This window comes from Pseudomonas psychrophila (assembly GCF_001043005.1).
In the GTDB taxonomy this organism is placed as follows: domain Bacteria; phylum Pseudomonadota; class Gammaproteobacteria; order Pseudomonadales; family Pseudomonadaceae; genus Aquipseudomonas; species Aquipseudomonas psychrophila.
On record NZ_JYKZ01000001.1, the window covers coordinates 1,240,995 to 1,262,402 of the forward strand.

Consider the following 21,408-nt stretch of genomic DNA (forward strand, 5'->3'; position numbering starts at 1 on the left):
CTACGTTTATGAAAAGGTCTGCAATCTCACGCGTGGTACTGGCGCTCTTACTGTTGGTGGCGACACCGCTGTGGGCAGCCGACCCAAAAGAGCTGACCTGGTCTGAGATGATCCCGCCGGATGCGCCACCTGAAGCCCCGGACATGACGCCGCTGCACGACTTGTCTCAGATCGGTGACATGGAGACCGCTCCGGCAGCCAGGCAGAACTTGCCCAACGCGCCGGTAGTTGCGGCGCTGGACGGCCAACTGATTCGCCTGCCGGGGTATATCGTGCCCCTTGAGGTCAGCGAAGATGGCCGTACCACGGACTTTTTGCTGGTGCCCTACTTCGGCGCGTGCATTCACGTACCGCCCCCACCGTCGAACCAGATCGTGCATGTGACCAGCAAAGAGGGGGTCAAACTCGACGAGCTATACCAGCCGTACTGGATCGTAGGGGCGATGCAGGTCAAGGCCAGTACCAGCGAGCTGGCGGATGCGGGTTATCAGATGGATGCGCAGAAGATCGTGGTGTACGAATTGCCGGAGTAAATCAAAAGCACCGGGGCGCTCTTGGCAACTAACGAATTTTTCACAACTTCATCTTTTCATTGAGCTGGGTCAACTGAACGGGTGTGCGGGCTCATTACCATTGGCTATATAAATTTTAAATATCCCAATGGAGCTCCCATGCACAAGTCTTTGCTCAGCGCAGCCGCCCTTGCGCTCGCTGTCGTCGCGCCTCTTGCCCACGCACACACCGAAGGCGACATCATTCTGCGTGCCGGTGCCATCACCGTAAACCCGAAGGCCGACAGCTCCAGCGTCAAGGTTGATCAGGGCCCACTGGCGGGCACCGATCTGGGTGGCAAGGCGACCATGAGCAGTGATACGCAACTGGGTCTCAACTTTGCTTACATGATTACCGACCATGTGGGTATCGAACTGCTGGCGGCAACGCCGTTTGAGCATGACGTCAAACTCAAGGGCACCGGCCTTGCTGCGGCCAACGGCAAACTGGGCAGCCTCAAGCACTTGCCACCGACCTTGAGCGTTGTTTACTACCCACTGGATTCCAAGTCGGTGTTCCAGCCTTACGTGGGTGCCGGTATCAACTACACCTGGATCTACGACGAACACGTCGGCAGCAGCGCCAGCGCCGAAGGTTTCGACAACTTCAAGGCGAAAAACTCCTGGGGCATGGCATGGCAGCTGGGTGCTGACTACATGCTGACCGATAACATCATGATCAACGCCCAAGCGCGCTATATCGATATCGACACGCGCGCAACGGTCGAAAACAACGCCGTCGCACCGGGCACACGCGCCAAGGTCAACGTTGATGTAGACCCATGGGTTTACATGGTAGGTCTGGGCTACAAGTTCTAAGCCCGCCCCCATAAAAAAGGCGCCTTTAAAGGCGCCTTTTTTGTGAGCGAAAAAACATTAGCGACCGAGCAGGCGCGCCAGTCCGACACTCATCGGTGTGGTTTCACCCAGGGTGAAGCGTTGCAACAGACGGCTGTTGTCGGCACGGGAATGACGGATATCGCCAGAACGGGCCGGGCCGTGGCTGATCGGTGGCAACTCTCCAACGACTTCGCTCAGGGCTGCAAGCATCTGCATGAGAGTCGTAGCCTTGTTCAGGCCAACGTTGATCGCGCCCTCTTGAACCGTTGTGGCTTCCACAGCCTGCACCAGGATTTTGACCAGATCGCCCACATAAACGAAGTCGCGGGTTTGCTCGCCATCGCCAAAAATGGTGATCGGCAAACCCTTTTCAGCACGTTCACTGAAAATACTGATCACGCCTGAGTAGGGCGAAGATGGATCCTGGCGTGGGCCAAAGATATTGAAGAAGCGGAAAATCACCGGTTCAAGACCGTGTTGGCGACGGTAGAAATCCAGGTAGTACTCGCTGGACAGCTTGTCGGCGGCGTAAGGGGTCAACGGCGCTTTAGGCGTGTCTTCGACGATCGACTCACCTTCGCCGTTATTGCCATAGACCGCAGCACTGGACGCAAACACAACGCGCTTGATGCCGGTTTCGCGCATGGCTTCGCACACGTTCAGGGTGCCGATAAAGTTGCTTTGATGAGTACGTACCGGATCGTCCACCGATGCTTGCACCGACGCGACTGCTGCCAGATGAACCACGGCACTGCAACCGGCCATGGCCTTGGTCACCAGCGCGGCATCTGCCACATCACCTTCAATCAGTTCGAGCCGTGCGTTGTCCATTGGCAGATTGCTGCGCTTGCCAGTGGACATATCGTCGAGAATTCGTACCGCGTAGCCTTTGGCCAACAAGGCATCTACAAGATTGGAGCCAATAAATCCGGCGCCGCCGGTGATTAAAACGGGAGCATCAACCATGACGATAAAACCTGTCCAGTAAAGTGGGGAGTGCCGCACGCCATGCGCGAGGCTTGATCCCGAAGGTGTGTAGAATTTTTTTGCACGCCAGCACTGCGTGCTGAGGCTCTTCAGCCGCATCCGGCCGCGCGGCATGTGCCTGGGGCGTAGGTGCTTCGATTGCCAGCGTGTGCAGGTTGCGCGCCTCGGCCAGAATCGCCTGGCCCAGCGCCAGCGGCGTCGTCGCCTCATGCCCGGCGTAGTGGTAAGTGCCCCACAGGGGCGCCGCACAATCAAGCTGCTTGAGTACCGAGATAATGACCCGCGCGGCGTCGTCCACCGGTGTCGGATTGCCCCGTCGGTCATCGGCCATCAGCAGTTCGCCCGGTTTTTCGGCTTGAGCCAGAAACCGCCCAAGGGTGCCATCGGGGCTGTCATCCAGTAACCAGCCAAAACGCAGCAGCACGTGTTGTGGGCAAATGGCCCGCACACTTTGCTCGATACGCCACAGGGCCTGACCGCGCAACCCTAGCGGGACTGGCTCGTCCTTCTCGCTGTAGGCCGTGGCTCGCGACCCATCGAAAACTCGATAGCTGGAAGGTTGCAGTAAGGTAATGCTGTGGTGCTGGCACAACTCAGCCAGACGCTCGACAGCACGCTCTTGAGCGGCAAGGCGGGTCTCACTCACTGACTGCGCCTGAAACCAGTCGAAGTAGTACGCAAGGTTGATGACAGCATCCGGGCGGGTGTCGTCGAGCAGTTGCGTGAGGCTCGCGGCGTCCCAACCGTCTTGCGGTGGACGCGGGGCAAGGAAATTAATGTCTTCCTCGGCACCCAGACGAATCAGCGCCTGCCCGAGGGCATTTCCGCCGCCCAATAACATAAGGCGCATTCGCATAAAGTATGCAGACTCAGTCTATTCAGAACGGTGATATATACCAGAAAACCAGCCGTGAAAGCTGCTGACCATGATCAAGATAGCCTCATTTTGCGGGTTTCTGCCTCACTCGTCACTGACAAACTGCCCCCATGTAGCTGGCCCTCACTGTGATCGCGGCGGGATGTCTGACAGCAGCACTGTAGACCGTTGCGCCGAGGAGTCTGTTTGCGATGATTGTTCCGGCTCACGAACAGGCATCAGGAACCCCTGTGGATAATGTTGCGCAAAATGCACTTCAGGCGACTTATCCACAAGCTTTTTAAGCCGGTCATTGAATGCCCGGCTAACGGTGTTCTGCGCCCCCGACAGGGTGCGGAACTGCGCAGTAATCGTCACACCGTCCAGGTTCATGCTGTCGACACCAAAAATGGTCAACGAGCCCTGCAAGCTGAGGCTCAGCAAAGGATCGTCACTGATTTTATTCCCCGCCTCCCGTATCAGGGCTGTCGCCTTGTCCATGTCAGTGTCGTAAGTGAACTGTACTGAAAAAAATGCATAGGCAAACTGCCGAGAGTGGTTGATCACCGCCTTGATCTGACCAAACGGCACCGAGTGGACAAAGCCACGGGAGTCCCGCAGCCGCAAGGTCCGAATGGTCAACCCCTCGACCGTACCCGCGTGGGAAGAGTCGATCACGACCCAATCGCCGACCGAAATGGTGTCTTCAATGATGATGAACAATCCGGTGATCACATCTTGAACCAGTTGCTGAGAGCCGAAGCCGATCGCCAGACCGATAACTCCGGCGCCCGCCAGGAAGGGAGCCACGTTAACTCCCAGATTGGCCATGGTGGTGATGGTACAGATCACCACCAACACCACTTTGATCGCATTGCGCGTCAACGGCAGGATGGTTTTGATCCGCGTGCTGGGTTCGCGGGTGCCACGTCGGTTGGTCGTGGGCTCCAGCGCTTGCTGAATAGCTGTGTCGAGCACGACCCACGACAACCAGGTCACCAGAAAAATCAGCAGGATGTGCCCCAGTGAGTCGCTTATAACCCGGCCGGTATTGCTGTCTGAAGCAAAGGCCAGCAATGAGAAACCCCAGATATTAGCCAATAGCTCAATAAAGCTCACCGCCAGGGCAATACGCAGCAAGGCGTAAACCACATTCATAAAGCGATCTTTATAGGCTCCGGAGCTTTGAACTTTCGTACGAAATGAGTGATGCAGGATCGTACTCAGAAATACAGTGCCGATCAGCAAGCCGGATGTCAGCAGCGCATTGCGCAAAGCGCGCTCGCTACCCTCGCCCACACCCAGCAAGTTGAGTGCCGTTGCCAGCAGCATTAGCAATAGGGGCCAATACCAGAGCACCGAAAAAATGCGTAATGACTCTTGCAATGCCGGCTGCCCCAGACGCTGAGCCAAGGCCCGATTACGCATCAAGTGAGCAACCGGACGACGAAGCCGGACTGCCAAAAAGGCTAAAATGGCGCACGCCATCAACCCTGAAAACACCGAGAGACAGGTCGCAATGTTGCCGCCAATTTCCAGCGTAATTTGCGGGCTGTTCATGGCATCACTCAAAGCAGCCAAAAAACCGGTCCAAAATAGCGGGCGCATGGCGTAGTCGCGAATGATCTGAACTGCACGTCGTTTGTGTTCCACATCAAACATCGTATTCAGTGACAGCACCAGTGCCGAGCAGAACACCCCTCCGCTGCTGGCATATGACAGGCTAAGCGCCAGCGAACGGCCAAGGGAGTCGTTCAGGAAACGACTGACATACAACGTCAGTAATAAGCTGAGCAGCGCAGGCACCAAATAAGGTAACCCGTAGCCGATAAGCGCTTGGATCCGCGGCCTGCTGTTAATTCGACGACTCTTGCCCAAATAACTCGCAAGCCAACGTCCTGCCAGCATTAATCCGATGAAGGCGCATACCCAGATCACGGATAACAGGAAAAAATCCCCCACCCCGTTCCACGAAGGATGAGTCGATGCCTGAACCCCCAGCTCCTCGACTTCTTGTGCCGCTCGTTTGATACGCAAACTCCAGGCACCTAACTGATGCACGCTGGAGCCCAGCTGGCTCTGGACCTCATCCATACCGGCACCCAAGGCGCCCAGCAAACCGCCATCGACCAATACGGGTGGCTTACCGTCGGACTCTTCGGCTTTCATGATGGAGGCCAGCGTAGGCGCTGCCTGAACAACACCGTTGCCTGATAACAACAGGATGAGGAACAAAATCGCTGTCTTGAATGTGAGCAAACCCGGAAATCCTCCTGGACAAGTCTGGCGAGCAGGTCGCAACGAACCGAGAAAATCGGCCGGCGACTCGACGCGCGCTTCCCGGTACAGCGTAGTCAATCCACGGATTAACCCAGCACCTTCGTGAGAAAACTCTCTCATATGCAGCACAAGCGAGTCCTGTCACGGATCAACCATGCCCTTCCCTGCAAAAAGTGCGGCACAAAAAAAGCCCGTCGCTGAATCAGCGACGGGCTTTTTTAGTACTGCGATGAAGCTCGAAAGCTACAAATCAGAACGGAATATCGTCATCAAAACTGTCGAAGTCCGGAGCAGGTTGTGGTGCCTGCTGTTGCGGCGCTGGACGCGATTGCTGCTGAGGCTGCTGAGGCTGCTGCTGCGGCGCAGGGCGTTGAGCCTGCTGACGCGGAGCGGACTGCTGTTGCTGGTAGTTGTTACCACCACCCTGGTTTTGCTGGTCGCCCTGTGGACGGCCACCAAGAAGCTGCATGGTGCCTTGCATGTCGACCACGATTTCGGTGGTGTAACGCTTGATACCGTCTTTTTCCCACTCACGGGTTTGCAACTTGCCTTCGATGTATACCTGCGAACCCTTGCGCAGGTATTCGCCAGCGATCTCGGCAACTTTTCCGAACATCGATACACGGTGCCATTCAGTCTTTTCGACTTTTTGGCCAGTTTGCTTGTCAGTCCACTGTTCGCTGGTTGCCAGACTCAGGTTGGTCACGGCATTACCGTTAGGCAAGTAGCGAACTTCGGGATCCTGGCCGCATGTGCCGACCAATATAACTTTGTTAACCCCACGGGCCATAACGTTCTCCTAGGCTTCGCACGTCGGCGCTGGGTTAACCAACTGCTCGAGTGTCGCGCGATCCAATAGTTCGGTGTCCAATTTGATATAAATCGCAGCTTCTTCAGCCACGATCACTGCATCTGTAACGCCAGCAACTGCTTTCAAACGCTCGGTCAAACCTGCTTCGCGAAGCGCCTCAGGTGATAACGGCAAGCGCAGGCTGGTTACATATGGTGGTTCACGCATGGTAACAGCAAAGGCCAGCCAGAGTGCAGCCAGACCTGCGCCTCCAAGGAACACAACCGACAAACCGCCATGCTGGAATAACCAGCCGCCGAGTATGCCCCCCAGTGCCGAACCCAGGAATTGGCTGGTGGAATAAACCCCCATCGCCGTGCCCTTGCCACCCGCCGGTGACACTTTGCTGATCAGCGAAGGCAATGAAGCCTCAAGCAGGTTGAACGCAGTAAAGAACACTACAGTGCCAATCACCAATGCACGCAAGCTGTCGCCAAACTGCCAGAAGAATAGCTCAGTGAGCATCAACGTCGCGACGGCGCCGAGTAAAACTCGTTTCATTTTGCGTTTCTTTTCGCCGTAGATGATGAACGGAATCATGGCGAAGAAAGAAATCAGCAAGGCCGTCAAGTACACCCACCAGTGCTGCTCCTTGGGCAGTCCGGCCTTTTCGACCAGCGCCAGCGGCAACGCGATAAAGCTCGACATCAACATGGCGTGCAACACAAAAATGCCGAGATCAAGACGCAGCAGATCTGGATGACGCAAGGTGGGTAGCAATGCCTGCCTGGCCACCCCGGACTCGCGGTGCTGCAAGGTCCCGGTCGAGCGCGGCACCATGAACATGACGATCACGATCCCCAGCAGCGCCATCGCACCTGTGGCCAGAAACAGCCCGGACAGCCCGAAGGCACGAGTGAGCAGCGGCCCCACGACCATTGCGACAGCAAATGATAAACCGATGGTCATGCCGATCATGGCCATCGCCTTGGTGCGATGCTGCTCACGGGTGAGGTCTGACAGCAATGCCATGACAGCAGCAGAAATTGCACCCGCTCCCTGCAGGATACGTCCCGCAATGACACCCCAAATCGAATCTGAATTAGCCGCCAACACGCTACCCAAAGCGAAGACAATCAGCCCCAGATAAATGACCGGGCGCCGCCCAATACGGTCGGAAATAACACCAAACGGGATCTGAAAAATGGCTTGAGTCAGGCCATAAGCGCCAATCGCCAGGCCAATCAGGGCGGGCGTCGCGCCGGCAAGGTCCATCCCATAGGTCGCCAAAACCGGCAACACCATAAACATGCCTAGCATACGGAAGGCGAACACCAGGGCCAGACCGCTTGCTGCTCGGGTCTCGCCGCTACTCATGCGTTCGCTGTGGGGATCGTGCATGGAAAAACCTCATGTGAACCGGCGGCGATTCTATCAGTCCCATCGAGTAACAGCACATACGCGAGAGAGCCGCGACGCTTTGTCACGCAAAAGTTATAAAGGCTGCTTGAATGACATCGTGCCATCAAGGCCTGCACAGCTTTCATACAGATCCGTATACTCATTCGTTTACGTTATGCCCGCCAAGCGAGGCCGCAGTGGACAAGATCCTGATACGTGGGGCACGAACCCACAACCTGAAGAACATCGACCTGACCCTGCCCAGGGACAAACTGATCGTCATCACCGGACTGTCTGGCTCCGGCAAATCATCCCTGGCGTTTGACACTTTGTACGCCGAAGGCCAGCGACGTTATGTCGAGTCGCTGTCAGCCTATGCGCGGCAGTTCCTGTCGATGATGGAAAAGCCCGACGTCGATACCATCGAAGGTCTGTCGCCAGCGATATCCATCGAGCAAAAATCGACATCGCACAACCCGCGCTCCACGGTTGGCACCATCACCGAAATTTACGATTACCTGCGCTTGCTGTACGCCCGCGTAGGTATCCCCCGCTGCCCGGACCACGACATCCCCCTTGAAGCCCAGACCGTCAGCCAAATGGTCGATCTGGTGCTGGCGCAACCTGAAGGCAGCAAGCTGATGTTGCTGGCTCCGGTGATTCGCGAGCGCAAGGGTGAACACCTTTCTGTATTCGAAGAGCTGCGGGCCCAGGGCTTCGTGCGGGCACGCGTCAACGGCAAGCTCTGCGAGCTGGATGAGCTGCCTAAGCTCGACAAGCAGAAGAAGCACACCATCGACGTGGTGGTCGACCGCTTTAAAGTGCGTGCTGACCTGCAACAGCGCTTGGCCGAATCATTCGAGACCGCGCTGAAGCTTGCCGATGGCATTGCCTTGGTAGCACCGATGGACGACGAGCCGGGCGAAGAGATGATTTTCTCCGCGCGCTTCGCCTGCCCAATCTGTGGCCACGCGATCAGTGAGCTGGAGCCCAAGCTGTTTTCCTTCAACAACCCGGCTGGCGCCTGCCCCACGTGTGACGGGCTGGGGGTCAAGCAATTTTTTGACATCAAGCGGCTGGTCAATGGCGAGCTGACCCTGGCTGAAGGCGCGATACGCGGCTGGGACAGGCGCAACGTTTATTACTTCCAGATGCTGGGAGCGCTGGCCAAGCATTATGACTTCAGTCTTGAAGTGCCGTTCAGCGAGCTGGCGGCTGATAAGCAAAAGGTCATCCTGTACGGCAGTGGCACGCAAAATGTAGATTTCCGCTACCTGAATGATCGCGGTGACATCGTTAAGCGCGCGCATCCGTTTGAAGGCATCGTGCCAAACCTTGAGCGTCGCTACCGCGAGACCGAGTCGTCTACCGTGCGTGAAGAGCTCGCCAAGTTCCTTAGCACCCAGGCTTGCCCGGATTGCCGCGGCACCCGTCTGCGGCGCGAAGCCCGCCACGTGTGGGTCGGTGAAAAAACCCTCCCGGCCGTGACCAATATGCCTATTGGTGATGCGACCGAATACTTCAGCACCCTGAGCCTGACCGGACGTCGCGGCGAAATTGCCGACAAGATCCTCAAGGAAATTCGCGAGCGCCTGCAGTTTTTGGTGAATGTGGGGCTCGACTATCTGTCACTGGATCGCAGTGCCGATACGCTGTCCGGCGGTGAAGCCCAGCGTATTCGTCTGGCCAGCCAGATCGGCGCAGGCCTGGTCGGGGTGCTGTATATCCTCGACGAACCCTCCATCGGCCTGCATCAGCGTGATAACGACCGATTGCTGGGCACCCTCAAGCATCTGCGCGACATCGGTAACACGGTGATTGTGGTGGAGCATGACGAGGACGCGATTCGTCTGGCGGACTATGTGGTGGATATCGGCCCGGGCGCGGGTGTGCATGGCGGGCACATCGTCGCGCAGGGTACCCCGGCCGAGGTCATGGCACACCCGGACTCACTGACCGGTAAGTACTTGTCGGGCCGGGTGAAGATCGCCGTGCCCGCCAAGCGCACACCACGCAACAAGAAGCTGACGCTTTCGCTAAAAGGCGCTCGCGGCAACAACTTGCGCAACGTGGATCTGGAAATCCCAATTGGGCTGTTGACCTGTGTGACCGGTGTATCGGGCTCGGGCAAGTCGACACTAATCAACAACACGCTTTACCCGCTCAGCGCCACAGCACTCAATGGCGCAACCACGCTTGAAGCCGCGGCTCACGACAGCATCAAAGGCCTTGAGCATCTGGACAAGGTCGTAGATATCGACCAGAGCCCGATTGGCCGTACACCCCGCTCCAACCCTGCGACCTATACCGGGCTGTTCACGCCGATACGCGAGTTGTTCTCGGGCGTACCTGAGTCGCGCTCGCGCGGCTATGGCCCGGGGCGCTTCTCCTTTAACGTGAAGGGCGGACGCTGCGAGGCCTGTCAGGGTGATGGCTTGATCAAGGTAGAAATGCACTTTCTGCCTGATATCTACGTGCCTTGCGATGTGTGCAAGAGCAAGCGTTATAACCGTGAGACCCTTGAGATCAAGTACAAGGGCAAAAGCATCCACGAAGTGCTGGAGATGACCATCGAAGAAGCCCGTGTGTTCTTTGATGCCGTGCCGGCCTTGGCGCGTAAGCTGCAAACGTTGATGGATGTAGGTTTGTCGTACATCAAGCTGGGGCAGTCCGCCACAACGCTGTCAGGCGGTGAAGCACAACGGGTGAAACTGTCCCGCGAGCTGTCCAAGCGCGATACTGGCAAAACGCTTTATATCCTCGATGAACCTACGACAGGTTTGCACTTTGCCGATATCCAGCAATTACTGGATGTGCTGCATCGTCTACGCGATCACGGCAATACCGTGGTGGTGATCGAGCACAACCTGGATGTGATCAAGACTGCTGACTGGCTGGTTGACCTGGGACCTGAAGGCGGTTCCAAGGGTGGTCAGATCATCGCAACCGGTACTCCGGAAGAAGTAGCCGAGATGTCGCAATCTCATACGGGCTTCTATCTGAAACCGTTGCTGATCCGCGACCGGGATTAAAAACGGCGCATAAAAAAAGCCCCTGCCATCAACAGATGGCAGGGGCTTTTTGTTAGCGCATTCTGTATTGCGAGCAAAGCACGCTCCCACAATAGGGTTGCGTTCTCTTACCCGACTGAAATCAGAACTGCGATTGCAGGTAGTTCTGAAGACCTATCGTCTTGATCAAGCCCAGCTGTTTTTCCAGCCAGTAAGTGTGATCTTCTTCGGTGTCTGCCAGCTGAATGCGCAACATGTCACGGCTTACGTAGTCCTTGTGCAGCTCACACAAAGCAATACCTTTGCACAGTGCAGCGCGGACCTTGTACTCAAGGCGCAGGTCGGCAGCGAACATTTCAGGCACTGTTGTGCCGACATCCAAATCATCCGGGCGCATGCGCGGAGTGCCTTCAAGCATCAGAATCCGGCGCATCAACGCATCAGCGTGTTGTGCCTCTTCTTCCATTTCGTGGTTGATACGTTCGTAGAGCTTGGTAAAACCCCAATCCTCGTACATACGGGAATGGACAAAATATTGGTCACGTGCAGCCAGCTCGCCGGTGAGCAACGTGTTGAGGTAATCGATTACGTCCGGGTGCCCTTGCATCGCCGCACATCTCCCTGCTTGAAAGGCTGTAGTTTGAACCATGCAGACTGAGAGGTCACGACTCAATCGCTATAAAATCCTGCATTTGTAGAGAAAACAGGCCTAAATAACGCAAAAACCGCCCTATTGAGGGCGGTTCTGCTTCTCACTTAGACTTACTTAGCCTTTACGCCCAGTGCTTTGGCAACACCGTCACCGTAAGCCTGATCGGCATTGTAGAAATGTTGCAGCTGACGCTCCACCACATCGTCTGAAACCCCGCCCATTGCCCCTGCGATGTTATTGATCAGCAGGGCTTTCTGCTCGTCATTCATCAGACGGAACAGCGCGCCCGCGTGGCTGTAGTAATCGCTATCAACGCGATGATCGTAACGATCAGCTGCGCCACTCAGGGCCAGAGGCGGCTCAGCGAACTGCGGGGCTTGTTTTGGCGCATCCGCGTAGCTGTTGGGTTCGTAGTTCGGCGCAGCTCCCCCGTTGTTGCCATAGGCCATGGCACCATCGCGCTGATAGTTATGCACAGGCACACGCGCCGAGTTGATAGGCAGGTGCTGGTGGTTAGTACCTATACGGTAGCGATGCGCATCAGCATAAGCGAACACACGACCTTGGAGCATACGGTCTGGAGACAAACCGACACCGGGCACCATGTTGCTGGGGCCAAACGCAGCTTGCTCGACTTCGGCGAAGTAGTTGAGTGGATTACGGTTCAACTCAAGTTCACCGATTTCAATCAACGGAAACTCTTTCTGTGACCAGGTTTTGGTCACGTCGAATGGGTTTTCGTAGTGAGCGGCTGCTTGCGCCTCGGTCATGATCTGCATGCAGACACGCCATTTAGGGAAATCACCGCGCTCAATGGCATCAAACAAATCCCGTTGTGCATAGTCAGGGTCAGTACCTGCAAGACGCGCTGCCTCGGCAGGCGGCAGGTTTTTGATACCTTGCTTGGTTTTGTAGTGCCATTTGACCCAGTGACGCTCACCGGCCGCATTGATCAGGCTGTAGGTATGGCTGCCAAAACCGTGCATGTGACGGTAGCCATCAGGAATCCCACGATCAGAGAACAGGATAGTGACCTGGTGCAATGCCTCAGGCGAGTGTGACCAGAAATCCCACATCATCTGCGCACTTTTCAGATTGCTTTGCGGCAAACGTTTTTGGGTGTGGATAAAGTCGGGAAACTTAAGAGGGTCACGAATGAAGAACACGGGCGTGTTGTTGCCCACGATGTCCCAGTTACCTTCTTCGGTATAAAACTTGAGTGCAAAACCTCGTGGATCACGCTCGGTGTCGGCCGAGCCACGTTCGCCACCTACGGTTGAAAAGCGCAGAAAAGTTGGTGTTTGCTTGCCAATGGTGTCGAACAGCTTGGCACTGCTGTACTGAGCCATGTCACGGGTCAGCGTGAAGGTACCGTGTGCACCTGAACCCTTGGCGTGCACACGTCGTTCCGGAATGTTTTCACGGTTGAAGTGGGCGAGCTTCTCGATCAGATGAAAATCGTCGAGTAGCAAAGGGCCACGAGGACCGGCAGAACGAGAATTCTGGTTATCAGCAACTGGAGCGCCGCTGGCGGTTGTAAGCGTTTTGGTCTGGCTCATGCGTTTGCTTCCTCAGTCAGTCTTTGTACTGCCGGCTAATCGGCTGAGGAAGAGTATTGACCATGATCTGCGCACGGGCAAATGCATTAAATGATAAGAATCAATAGAAAAACATAATCGTACAGACACAAAAAACCGGGCACTAGGCCCGGTTCTTTGTAGAGACTGACGTCTTACTCAGCGGATACAGCTTCACCGCCAACTGGACGATCAACCAACTCGACGTACGCCATAGGCGCGTTGTCGCCAGCGCGGAAACCGCACTTGAGGATGCGCAGGTAGCCACCCTCACGAGTTGCATAACGCTTGCCCAGATCGTTGAACAGCTTACCAACGATGGCTTTCGAACGCGTACGGTCGAAGGCCAGACGGCGGTTAGCCAGACAATCATTCTTGGCCAGAGTAATCAGCGGCTCAGCAACGCGACGCAATTCTTTGGCTTTCGGCAGAGTCGTTTTGATCAGCTCGTGCTCAAACAACGACACTGCCATGTTTTGAAACATAGCCTTGCGGTGGGAGCTAGTGCGGCTCAGGTGACGACCACTTTTACGATGACGCATGGTTCATTCCTTACCAAACACAACGTTCGGTGATTACGACGATCAGGCAGTCGCCTTGTCGTCCTTCTTAAGACTTGCAGGCGGCCAGTTGTCGAGGCGCATGCCGAGGGACAGACCACGGGAGGCCAGAACGTCCTTGATTTCAGTCAAGGATTTCTTGCCCAGGTTCGGAGTCTTCAACAGTTCTACTTCGGTGCGCTGAATCAGGTCACCGATGTAGTAAATGTTCTCCGCCTTAAGGCAGTTGGCCGAACGCACGGTCAGTTCCAGATCGTCAACCGGACGAAGCAGGATCGGATCGATCTCGTCTTCCTGTTCGATTACCACTGGCTCGCTGTCACCTTTGAGGTCGACGAATGCAGCCAACTGCTGTTGCAGAATGGTTGCAGCACGACGAATGGCCTCTTCAGGATCCAGTGTACCGTTGGTTTCCAGATCAATAACCAGCTTGTCCAGGTTAGTACGCTGCTCGACACGGGCGTTTTCCACCACGTATGCGATACGGCGAACCGGGCTGAACGAAGAGTCAAGCTGCAAGCGACCAATGCTGCGGCTTTCATCTTCATCGCTCTGACGCGAATCTGCTGGTTCATAACCACGACCACGAGCTACGGTGAGCTTCATGTTCAAGGCGCCGTTAGACGCCAGGTTGGCGATTACGTGATCGGGATTAACGATCTCGACATCATGATCCAGCTGAATATCGGCAGCGGTAACCACCCCCGAACCCTTCTTCGACAAGGTCAGCGTAACTTCGTCACGGCCGTGCAGCTTGATAGCCAGACCTTTAAGGTTCAACAGGATTTCAATTACGTCTTCCTGTACACCTTCGATGGCGCTGTACTCGTGGAGCACACCGTCAATCTCGGCCTCGACTACTGCACAGCCTGGCATTGAGGACAACAGGATGCGGCGCAGCGCGTTGCCCAGGGTGTGGCCAAAACCACGCTCGAGAGGCTCGAGTGTGATTTTAGCGCGGGTTGGACTGACAACTTGCACATCAATATGGCGAGGTGTCAGGAACTCATTTACCGAAATCTGCATGGATGCACCTATTTTCTAGCCCTTACTTGGAGTAGAGCTCGACAATCAGGCTTTCGTTGATGTCGGCGGACAGATCACTGCGAGCAGGAACGTTCTTGAAAACGCCCGACTTCTTCTCAGTGTCTACTTCTACCCATTCTACGCGGCCACGTTGGGCACACAGATCGAGAGCTTGGACAATGCGAAGCTGGTTCTTTGCTTTCTCGCGGATAGCGATCACGTCACCAGCACGAACCTGGTACGACGGAACGTTTACGGTCTGACCGTTAACGCTGATCGACTTGTGCGATACCAACTGACGAGATTCGGCACGAGTAGAACCGAAACCCATACGGTATACGACGTTATCCAGGCGGCATTCGAGCAGTTGCAACAGGTTTTCGCCAGTTGCACCTTTCTTGCCAGCAGCTTGTTTGTAGTAGCCGCTGAACTGACGCTCGAGAACGCCGTAGATACGACGGACCTTCTGCTTTTCACGCAGTTGGGTACCGTAGTCGGATTGGCGACCGCGGCGTTGGCCGTGGATGCCTGGAGCAGCTTCAATATTGCACTTCGATTCGATAGCGCGCACACCACTCTTCAGGAAGAGATCGGTGCCTTCACGACGTGCCAGTTTGCATTTTGGACCAATGTAACGAGCCATTCTTTACAGTCTCCTGGATTACACGCGGCGCTTCTTCGGCGGACGGCACCCGTTGTGCGGGATTGGCGTCACGTCGGTGATGCTGGCGATCTTATAGCCACAGCCGTTCAAAGCACGGACAGCGGACTCACGACCTGGACCTGGGCCCTTGACGTTAACGTCAAGGTTTTTCAGGCCATATTCCAGCGCAGCTTGACCAGCACGTTCAGCAGCTACTTGAGCAGCGAACGGGGTGGACTTGCGAGAACCGCGGAAACCCGAACCACCGGAGGTAGCCCAAGAAAGCGCATTACCCTGACGGTCGGTGATGGTCACGATTGTGTTGTTGAAAGACGCGTGGATGTGGGCGATGCCATCAACCACTGTCTTTTTAATTTTCTTACGAGGACGAGCAGCAGGTTTTGCCATGACTAAATTCCTGTCGATTCGCTGGTGCGATTACTTGCGGATCGGCTTACGCGGACCTTTGCGAGTACGCGCGTTGGTCTTGGTACGCTGACCGCGTACTGGAAGACCACGACGATGGCGCAGACCGCGGTAGCAGCCCAAGTCCATCAAGCGTTTGATTTTCATGTTGACTTCACGACGCAGGTCACCTTCAGTGGTGAACTTCGCCACTTCGCCACGCAGCAACTCAATCTGCTCGTCGCTCAGATCCTTGATCTTAGCGGCTGGGTTTACACCAGCATCCGCACAGATTTTCTGTGAGGTAGTGCGACCAACACCATAGATGTAGGTCAGCGAGATAACAGTGTGCTTGTTATCTGGAATGTTAACGCCTGCAATACGGGCCATTCAGTGGGACTCCAATTGACAGCTACCTACGCCCCGGAAGCCAAGAAATAGGGCGCGAGATAATATCGCTGTAATAACAAATAATCAACCCAGCAGCGCACTAGCTGCTGGGCTTCAAACAGATCACACTCAGCCTTGGCGCTGTTTGTGACGTGGTTCCGCGCTGCAAATTACCCGAACAACACCTTCGCGGCGAATAATCTTGCAGTTACGGCACAGCTTTTTCACCGATGCACGAACTTTCATCACCAACTCCTCTCACCTTACGGGGTAGTACTTCAGCGAAGCATGCCGCTGCCGTAGCCCTTCAGGTTGGCTTTCTTCATCAGGGATTCGTACTGGTGCGAAACGAGGTGCGATTGTACTTGGGACATGAAGTCCATAACAACCACAACAACGATCAGCAACGAGGTCCCGCCAAGGTAGAACGGAACGTTTGCCGCAACCACCAGGAACTGGGGCAACAGACACACGGCCGTCATATAAAGAGCACCGAACAGAGTCAAACGAGTCAAAACGCCATCAATATAGCGTGCCGACTGCTCACCTGGACGGATACCCGGAATAAAGGCACCGGACTTCTTCAGGTTTTCCGCTACGTCTTTCGGATTGAACATCAACGCCGTATAGAAGAAGCAGAAGAAAATAATCCCTGCACTAAACAGCAGAATATTCAACGGCTGACCAGGAGCGATCGACTGCGAGATGTCCTGCAACCAGCCCATACCTTCAGACTGACCAAACCAGGCACCCAGCGAAGCCGGGAACAGCAAAATGCTGCTCGCAAAAATAGCCGGGATAACGCCGGCCATATTCACTTTCAGCGGTAAGTGGCTAGTCTGCGCAGCAAAGACCTTGCGGCCCTGCTGACGCTTGGCGTAGTGAACAGCAATACGACGCTGACCACGCTCAATGAACACCACAAAACCGATAATCGCTACTGCCAGCAAACCGATAGCAACCAAAGCGAAAATATTGATATCGCCCTGACGTGCAGACTCGAAAGACTGCCCTATTGCTCTCGGAAGACCGGCGACGATACCCGAAAAAATCAACATCGAGATACCGTTGCCAACACCACGCTCAGTAATCTGCTCACCCAGCCACATCATGAACATTGCACCCGCCACAAAAGTGGTTATTGCAACGAAATGGAAGCCTAGGTCACCAGTGAACGCTACGCCTTGCCCCGCCAGACCAATGGACATGCCAATAGCCTGAACGAGAGCAAGAACGACAGTGAGGTAGCGGGTGTACTGGCTTATCTTGCGACGTCCAGCTTCACCTTCCTTCTTCAACTGCTCCAGCTGCGGGCTAACAGCGGACATAAGCTGCATGATGATCGATGCCGAAATGTACGGCATGATCCCCAGCGCAAAAATACTCATCCGCTCCAGCGCGCCGCCGGAAAACATGTTGAACAAGCTAAGTATGGTCCCCTCATTCTGTCGAAACAGGTCCGCCAGCCGGTCCGGGTTGATGCCTGGAACTGGGATGTGTGCGCCTATTCGGTAGACGATAATCGCCAGGAATAGAAAACGCAGTCGAGCCCAGAGCTCGGATAACCCGCCTTTGCTGAGCGCTGAGAGAGCACCTTGCTTAGCCATTTATTCCTCGAACTTGCCGCCAGCTGCTTCGATAGCCGAACGCGCACCTTTGGTGGCGCCGATTCCCTTGCCGATTGTGACAGCGCGAGTAACTTCACCGGACAGCATGATTTTCACACGCAGTACGTTGACGTTGATCACGTTGGCATCTTTCAGGGTCTGCACAGTAACGATGTCGCCTTCCACTTTAGCCAGCTCGGACAAACGCACTTCTGCGCGATCCATAGCTTTCAGGGAAACGAAACCGAACTTAGGCAGACGGCGATGCAACGGCTGTTGACCGCCTTCAAAGCCTGGAGCAATTGTGCCACCGGAACGGGAGGACTGACCTTTGTGACCACGGCCACCAGTCTTGCCCAAACCGCTACCGATACCACGGCCCGGACGATGCTTTTCGCGACGGGAACCCGGCGCTGGACTCAGATCATTGAGTTTCATCGATTAACCCTCTACACGCAGCATGTAGTAAGCCTTGTTGATCATCCCGCGATTCTCGGGAGTATCAAGTACTTCTACAGTGTGACCGATGCGACGCAGACCCAGACCCTTAATGCACAGTTTGTGATTAGGGATGCGGCCGGTCATGCTTTTGATCAGCGTTACTTTAACGGTAGCCATGATCAGAAGATCTCCTTGACGCTTTTGCCACGCTTGGCGGCAATAGATTCAGGAGATTGCATAGCTTTCAAACCTTTAAAAGTGGCGTGAACCACGTTTACCGGGTTAGTCGAGCCGTAGCACTTGGCCAGTACGTTCTGAACGCCAGCAACTTCGAGGACAGCACGCATAGCGCCGCCAGCGATGATACCGGTACCTTCAGAAGCAGGCTGCATGTAAACCTTGGAAGCGCCGTGGGCGGATTTCATGGCGTACTGCAGAGTGGTGCCGTTCAGGTCCACTTGAATCATGTTGCGGCGAGCAGCTTCCATTGCCTTCTGGATCGCAGCAGGCACTTCACGTGACTTGCCACGGCCGAAGCCAACACGCCCTTTACCATCACCAACCACGGTCAACGCGGTGAAAGTGAAGATACGGCCGCCTTTAACGGTTTTGGCTACGCGGTTAACTTGAACCAGCTTCTCAATGTAGCCTTCGTCGCGCTTTTGGTCGTTATTTGACATAACTTAGAACTCCAGCCCAGCTTCACGAGCAGCCTCAGCCAGCGCTTTCACGCGGCCGTGGTACTTGAAGCCAGAGCGGTCGAAAGCCACCTGCGAGACGCCAGCGGCTTTTGCACGCGTAGCGACCAGCTGGCCAACCTTTGTGGCCGCGTCGATGTTGCCAGTGGCAGCATCACGCAGTTCTTTGTCCAAAGTCGAGGCGCTTGCCAGGACTTTGCTGCCGTCGGCCGAGATGACCTGGGCGTATATATGCTGCGACGAGCGGAACACGCAGAGACGCACGACTTCTAGTTCGTGCATTTTCAGACGTGCTTTGCGAGCGCGACGCAGGCGAGTAACTTTTTTGTCGGTCATTTGCTATGCCCTACTTCTTCTTGGCTTCTTTACGACGGACGACTTCGTCCGCGTAACGTACACCCTTGCCTTTATAAGGCTCTGGCGGACGGAAACCGCGGATCTCAGCGGCCACCTGACCTACCAGCTGCTTATCAATACCCCGGATCAGGATATCGGTTTGGCTAGGAGTCTCAGCGGTGATGCCTTCCGGCAATTCGTAATCCACTGGGTGCGAGAAGCCAAGAGCCAGGTTCAGCACTGTGCCTTTTGCTTGCGCTTTGTAACCAACACCGACCAGCTGGAGCTTACGCTCGAAGCCTTGGCTTACGCCTTGGACCATGTTGTTTACCAACGCACGAGTGGTACCAGCCATTGCGCGAGTTTGTTGATCGCCATTGCGAGCAGCGAAACGCAGCTCACCAGCTTCTTCAACAATCTCAACGGACGAATGGATGTTCAGTTCTAGAGTGCCCTTGGCACCCTTCACCGAAAGCTGTTGGCCGGCGAATTTTACTTCGACACCAGCTGGCAGCTTAACGGGGTTCTTAGCGACGCGTGACATGCTTATCCCCCCTTAGAACACAGTGCAAAGAACTTCGCCGCCGACACCGGCAGCGCGCGCAGCACGATCCGTCATCACACCTTTGCTGGTGGAGACGATAGACACACCAAGACCGCCACGAACTTTCGGCAGATCTTCGGAGGACTTGTACTGACGCAGGCCTGGACGGCTAACGCGCTTAACTTCTTCGATAACCGAACGGCCTTCGAAGTATTTCAGCTCGATAGACAGCAGTGGTTTGATTTCGCTGCTGATCTGATAATCCGCGATGTAACCTTCGTCTTTGAGAACTTTGGCTACAGCTACCTTCAACGTGGAAGATGGCATGCTTACGACGGACTTTTCAGCCATCTGGGCATTACGGATTCGAGTTAGCATGTCCGCTAACGGGTCCTGCATACTCATGGGCTAGACGCTCCTGATACAAAAAGAATTAGCCTTGCGGCTACAACTGTCGCCGAGTGACTCAATGCTTAAAAAGCACGGGCTCAGGCGAGCCGGTCATTCTAGACACACGCCAGAAATGAATCAAGCCCCAATAGGGGCTTGATTCATATTCAAGGTCACCGGCTGTCAGGATCTTACGACCCTGACAGGGATAACTTTGCCTGTGCGCCTTACCAGCTGGCTTTAACCAGACCTGGTACGTCGCCGCGCATTGCTGCTTCACGCAATTTGTTACGGCCAAGGCCGAACTTGCGGTAAACACCATGCGGACGACCAGTGAGGCGGCAGCGGTTACGCATGCGCGCAGCGCTTGCGTCACGTGGCTGCTTCTGCAGAGCAACTTGAGCTTCCCAACGTGCTTCTGGACTTGCGTTCAGATCCACGATGATAGCTTTCAGCTCAGCACGCTTCTTGGCGAACTTGGCAACCGTGAGCTGACGTTTCAGCTCGCGGTTTTTCATGCTCATCTTAGCCATGGTCCTACTCCAATCAGTTGCGGAACGGGAATTTGAATGCACGCAGCAATGCGCGACCTTCATCATCCGTTCGAGCAGTGGTGGTCAGGGTAATGTCCAGACCGCGGAGGGCATCGATTTTGTCGTAGTCGATTTCCGGGAAGATGATCTGCTCTTTAACGCCCATGCTGTAGTTACCACGACCATCGAAGGACTTGGCATTCAGGCCGCGGAAGTCGCGAACCCGAGGCAGGGAGATCGACAGCAGACGATCCAGGAATTCGTACATACGCTCACGGCGCAGAGTAACCTTAACGCCGATCGGCCAGCCTTCGCGAACTTTAAAGCCGGCGATGGACTTGCGAGCGTAGGTCACTACACATTTTTGACCCGTGATTTTTTCCAAATCAGCTACAGCGTGCTCGATGATTTTCTTATCACCGATCGCTTCGCCCAAACCCATGTTCAGGGTGATTTTGGTAACGCGCGGAACTTCCATCACGTTCGAAAGCTTAAGTTCTTCCTTAAGTTTCGGAGCGATTTCCTTCCGGTAAATCTCTTTTAGTCGTGCCATGGTCTTATCTACCTAGCAGTGTTCAAGCATCAACCGCTTTTTGGGTCGACTTGAAGACACGAATTTTCTTGCCTTCTTCTACTTTGAAACCAACGCGGTCAGCCTTGTTGGTTTCGCCGTTGAAGATGGCGACGTTAGAAGCGTCCAGTGGAGCTTCTTTTTCGACGATACCGCCTTGTACGCCCGACATCGGGTTAGGCTTGGTATGACGCTTAACCAGGTTCAGACCGCCAATAACCAAACGGTTGTTAGCGAGAACCTTAAGCACCTTACCGCGCTTACCTTTGTCTTTGCCGGCGATCACGATGATCTCGTCGTCACGACGAATCTTTTGCAT

26 protein-coding genes are annotated in these 21,408 nt (G+C 55.1%); 3 read left to right on the plus strand and 23 right to left on the minus strand.

The window, feature by feature from the left end; all coding sequences use genetic code 11:
- Positions 1 to 8: 8 nt before the first annotated feature.
- Positions 9 to 533 (plus strand): DUF3299 domain-containing protein, encoded by a 525-nt coding sequence (locus tag TU76_RS05770; protein ID WP_048351229.1) that lies wholly within the window; start codon positions 9 to 11, stop codon positions 531 to 533.
- A 138-nt stretch (positions 534 to 671) separates the two neighbouring features.
- Positions 672 to 1,370, plus strand: a complete 699-nt coding sequence (locus TU76_RS05775) for an OmpW/AlkL family protein (protein WP_019824333.1) — start codon at positions 672 to 674, stop codon at positions 1,368 to 1,370.
- A gap of 57 nt (positions 1,371 to 1,427) precedes the next feature.
- Here TU76_RS05775 and TU76_RS05780 read toward each other — a convergent pair whose 3' ends face one another.
- From TU76_RS05780 to TU76_RS05800, 5 genes are all read right to left on the minus strand, one after another.
- A complete protein-coding gene (locus TU76_RS05780; protein WP_019824335.1) occupies positions 1,428 to 2,357 on the minus strand; it encodes an NAD-dependent epimerase/dehydratase family protein in 930 nt (309 codons plus the stop codon).
- Complete coding sequence (locus TU76_RS05785; protein ID WP_072022790.1) at positions 2,350 to 3,234, minus strand: sugar nucleotide-binding protein; 885 nt, start codon at positions 3,232 to 3,234, stop codon at positions 2,350 to 2,352. Before TU76_RS05785 ends, TU76_RS05780 begins: the two co-directional genes overlap by 8 nt.
- A 144-nt stretch (positions 3,235 to 3,378) precedes the next feature.
- Positions 3,379 to 5,493, minus strand: coding sequence for a mechanosensitive ion channel family protein (locus tag TU76_RS05790; RefSeq protein ID WP_048351231.1), 2,115 nt, complete (start codon positions 5,491 to 5,493; stop codon positions 3,379 to 3,381).
- Positions 5,494 to 5,764: 271 nt separating this feature from the next.
- Complete coding sequence (locus TU76_RS05795; RefSeq protein ID WP_048351232.1) at positions 5,765 to 6,304, minus strand: single-stranded DNA-binding protein; 540 nt, start codon at positions 6,302 to 6,304, stop codon at positions 5,765 to 5,767.
- Positions 6,305 to 6,313: 9 nt separating this feature from the next.
- Complete coding sequence (locus TU76_RS05800) at positions 6,314 to 7,705, minus strand: MFS transporter (protein ID WP_019824342.1); 1,392 nt, start codon at positions 7,703 to 7,705, stop codon at positions 6,314 to 6,316.
- A gap of 197 nt (positions 7,706 to 7,902) precedes the next feature.
- Here TU76_RS05800 and uvrA point away from each other — a divergent pair, with 197 nt between their 5' ends.
- Positions 7,903 to 10,737 (plus strand): excinuclease ABC subunit UvrA, encoded by a 2,835-nt coding sequence (gene uvrA, locus TU76_RS05805; protein WP_019824343.1) that lies wholly within the window; start codon positions 7,903 to 7,905, stop codon positions 10,735 to 10,737.
- A 121-nt stretch (positions 10,738 to 10,858) separates the two neighbouring features.
- Here uvrA and bfr read toward each other — a convergent pair whose 3' ends face one another.
- From bfr to rplX, 18 genes are all read right to left on the minus strand, one after another.
- Positions 10,859 to 11,323: a bacterioferritin gene (gene bfr / locus TU76_RS05810; protein ID WP_046810342.1), complete on the minus strand. Its 465-nt coding sequence runs from the start codon at positions 11,321 to 11,323 to the stop codon at positions 10,859 to 10,861.
- Positions 11,324 to 11,478: 155 nt separating this feature from the next.
- Entirely contained in the window at positions 11,479 to 12,927 is a 1,449-nt protein-coding gene (locus tag TU76_RS05815; RefSeq protein WP_019824345.1) for a catalase, read from the minus strand.
- Positions 12,928 to 13,100: 173 nt separating this feature from the next.
- A complete protein-coding gene (gene rplQ, locus TU76_RS05820; protein ID WP_003444357.1) occupies positions 13,101 to 13,487 on the minus strand; it encodes a 50S ribosomal protein L17 in 387 nt (128 codons plus the stop codon).
- Positions 13,488 to 13,529: 42 nt separating this feature from the next.
- Positions 13,530 to 14,531 (minus strand): DNA-directed RNA polymerase subunit alpha, encoded by a 1,002-nt coding sequence (locus TU76_RS05825; protein ID WP_003176403.1) that lies wholly within the window; start codon positions 14,529 to 14,531, stop codon positions 13,530 to 13,532.
- Positions 14,532 to 14,553: 22 nt separating this feature from the next.
- The gene (rpsD, locus tag TU76_RS05830) at positions 14,554 to 15,174 is read right to left on the minus strand and encodes a 30S ribosomal protein S4 (RefSeq protein ID WP_048351233.1); all 621 of its coding nucleotides are present in this window, start codon (positions 15,172 to 15,174) and stop codon (positions 14,554 to 14,556) included.
- A gap of 18 nt (positions 15,175 to 15,192) precedes the next feature.
- A complete protein-coding gene (gene rpsK / locus TU76_RS05835; RefSeq protein ID WP_007924177.1) occupies positions 15,193 to 15,582 on the minus strand; it encodes a 30S ribosomal protein S11 in 390 nt (129 codons plus the stop codon).
- A 30-nt stretch (positions 15,583 to 15,612) separates the two neighbouring features.
- Positions 15,613 to 15,969, minus strand: coding sequence for a 30S ribosomal protein S13 (rpsM, locus tag TU76_RS05840; protein ID WP_016779184.1), 357 nt, complete (start codon positions 15,967 to 15,969; stop codon positions 15,613 to 15,615).
- Positions 15,970 to 16,098: 129 nt separating this feature from the next.
- Positions 16,099 to 16,215, minus strand: a complete 117-nt coding sequence (rpmJ, locus tag TU76_RS05845; protein WP_002555468.1) for a 50S ribosomal protein L36 — start codon at positions 16,213 to 16,215, stop codon at positions 16,099 to 16,101.
- 32 nt (positions 16,216 to 16,247) lie between these two features.
- Entirely contained in the window at positions 16,248 to 17,576 is a 1,329-nt protein-coding gene (secY, locus tag TU76_RS05850) for a preprotein translocase subunit SecY (RefSeq protein WP_019409908.1), read from the minus strand.
- Positions 17,577 to 18,014, minus strand: a complete 438-nt coding sequence (gene rplO / locus TU76_RS05855) for a 50S ribosomal protein L15 (protein WP_003444362.1) — start codon at positions 18,012 to 18,014, stop codon at positions 17,577 to 17,579. It lies immediately after the preceding gene.
- A 3-nt stretch (positions 18,015 to 18,017) separates the two neighbouring features.
- Positions 18,018 to 18,194 carry a 50S ribosomal protein L30 gene (gene rpmD, locus TU76_RS05860; protein WP_003444363.1) on the minus strand — a complete coding sequence of 59 codons (177 nt, stop codon included), beginning with the start codon at positions 18,192 to 18,194 and terminating at the stop codon, positions 18,018 to 18,020.
- 2 nt (positions 18,195 to 18,196) lie between these two features.
- A complete protein-coding gene (gene rpsE, locus TU76_RS05865) occupies positions 18,197 to 18,697 on the minus strand; it encodes a 30S ribosomal protein S5 (RefSeq protein ID WP_003186035.1) in 501 nt (166 codons plus the stop codon).
- 3 nt (positions 18,698 to 18,700) lie between these two features.
- Entirely contained in the window at positions 18,701 to 19,051 is a 351-nt protein-coding gene (rplR, locus tag TU76_RS05870; RefSeq protein ID WP_003444364.1) for a 50S ribosomal protein L18, read from the minus strand.
- A gap of 10 nt (positions 19,052 to 19,061) precedes the next feature.
- The gene (rplF, locus tag TU76_RS05875) at positions 19,062 to 19,595 is read right to left on the minus strand and encodes a 50S ribosomal protein L6 (RefSeq protein ID WP_003444365.1); all 534 of its coding nucleotides are present in this window, start codon (positions 19,593 to 19,595) and stop codon (positions 19,062 to 19,064) included.
- A gap of 12 nt (positions 19,596 to 19,607) precedes the next feature.
- Complete coding sequence (rpsH, locus tag TU76_RS05880; protein WP_003444366.1) at positions 19,608 to 20,000, minus strand: 30S ribosomal protein S8; 393 nt, start codon at positions 19,998 to 20,000, stop codon at positions 19,608 to 19,610.
- 212 nt (positions 20,001 to 20,212) lie between these two features.
- Positions 20,213 to 20,518 carry a 30S ribosomal protein S14 gene (rpsN, locus tag TU76_RS05885; protein ID WP_019409906.1) on the minus strand — a complete coding sequence of 102 codons (306 nt, stop codon included), beginning with the start codon at positions 20,516 to 20,518 and terminating at the stop codon, positions 20,213 to 20,215.
- A 13-nt stretch (positions 20,519 to 20,531) separates the two neighbouring features.
- Positions 20,532 to 21,071 (minus strand): 50S ribosomal protein L5, encoded by a 540-nt coding sequence (gene rplE, locus TU76_RS05890; protein WP_003444368.1) that lies wholly within the window; start codon positions 21,069 to 21,071, stop codon positions 20,532 to 20,534.
- Positions 21,072 to 21,093: 22 nt separating this feature from the next.
- Complete coding sequence (gene rplX, locus TU76_RS05895) at positions 21,094 to 21,408, minus strand: 50S ribosomal protein L24 (RefSeq protein ID WP_003444369.1); 315 nt, start codon at positions 21,406 to 21,408, stop codon at positions 21,094 to 21,096.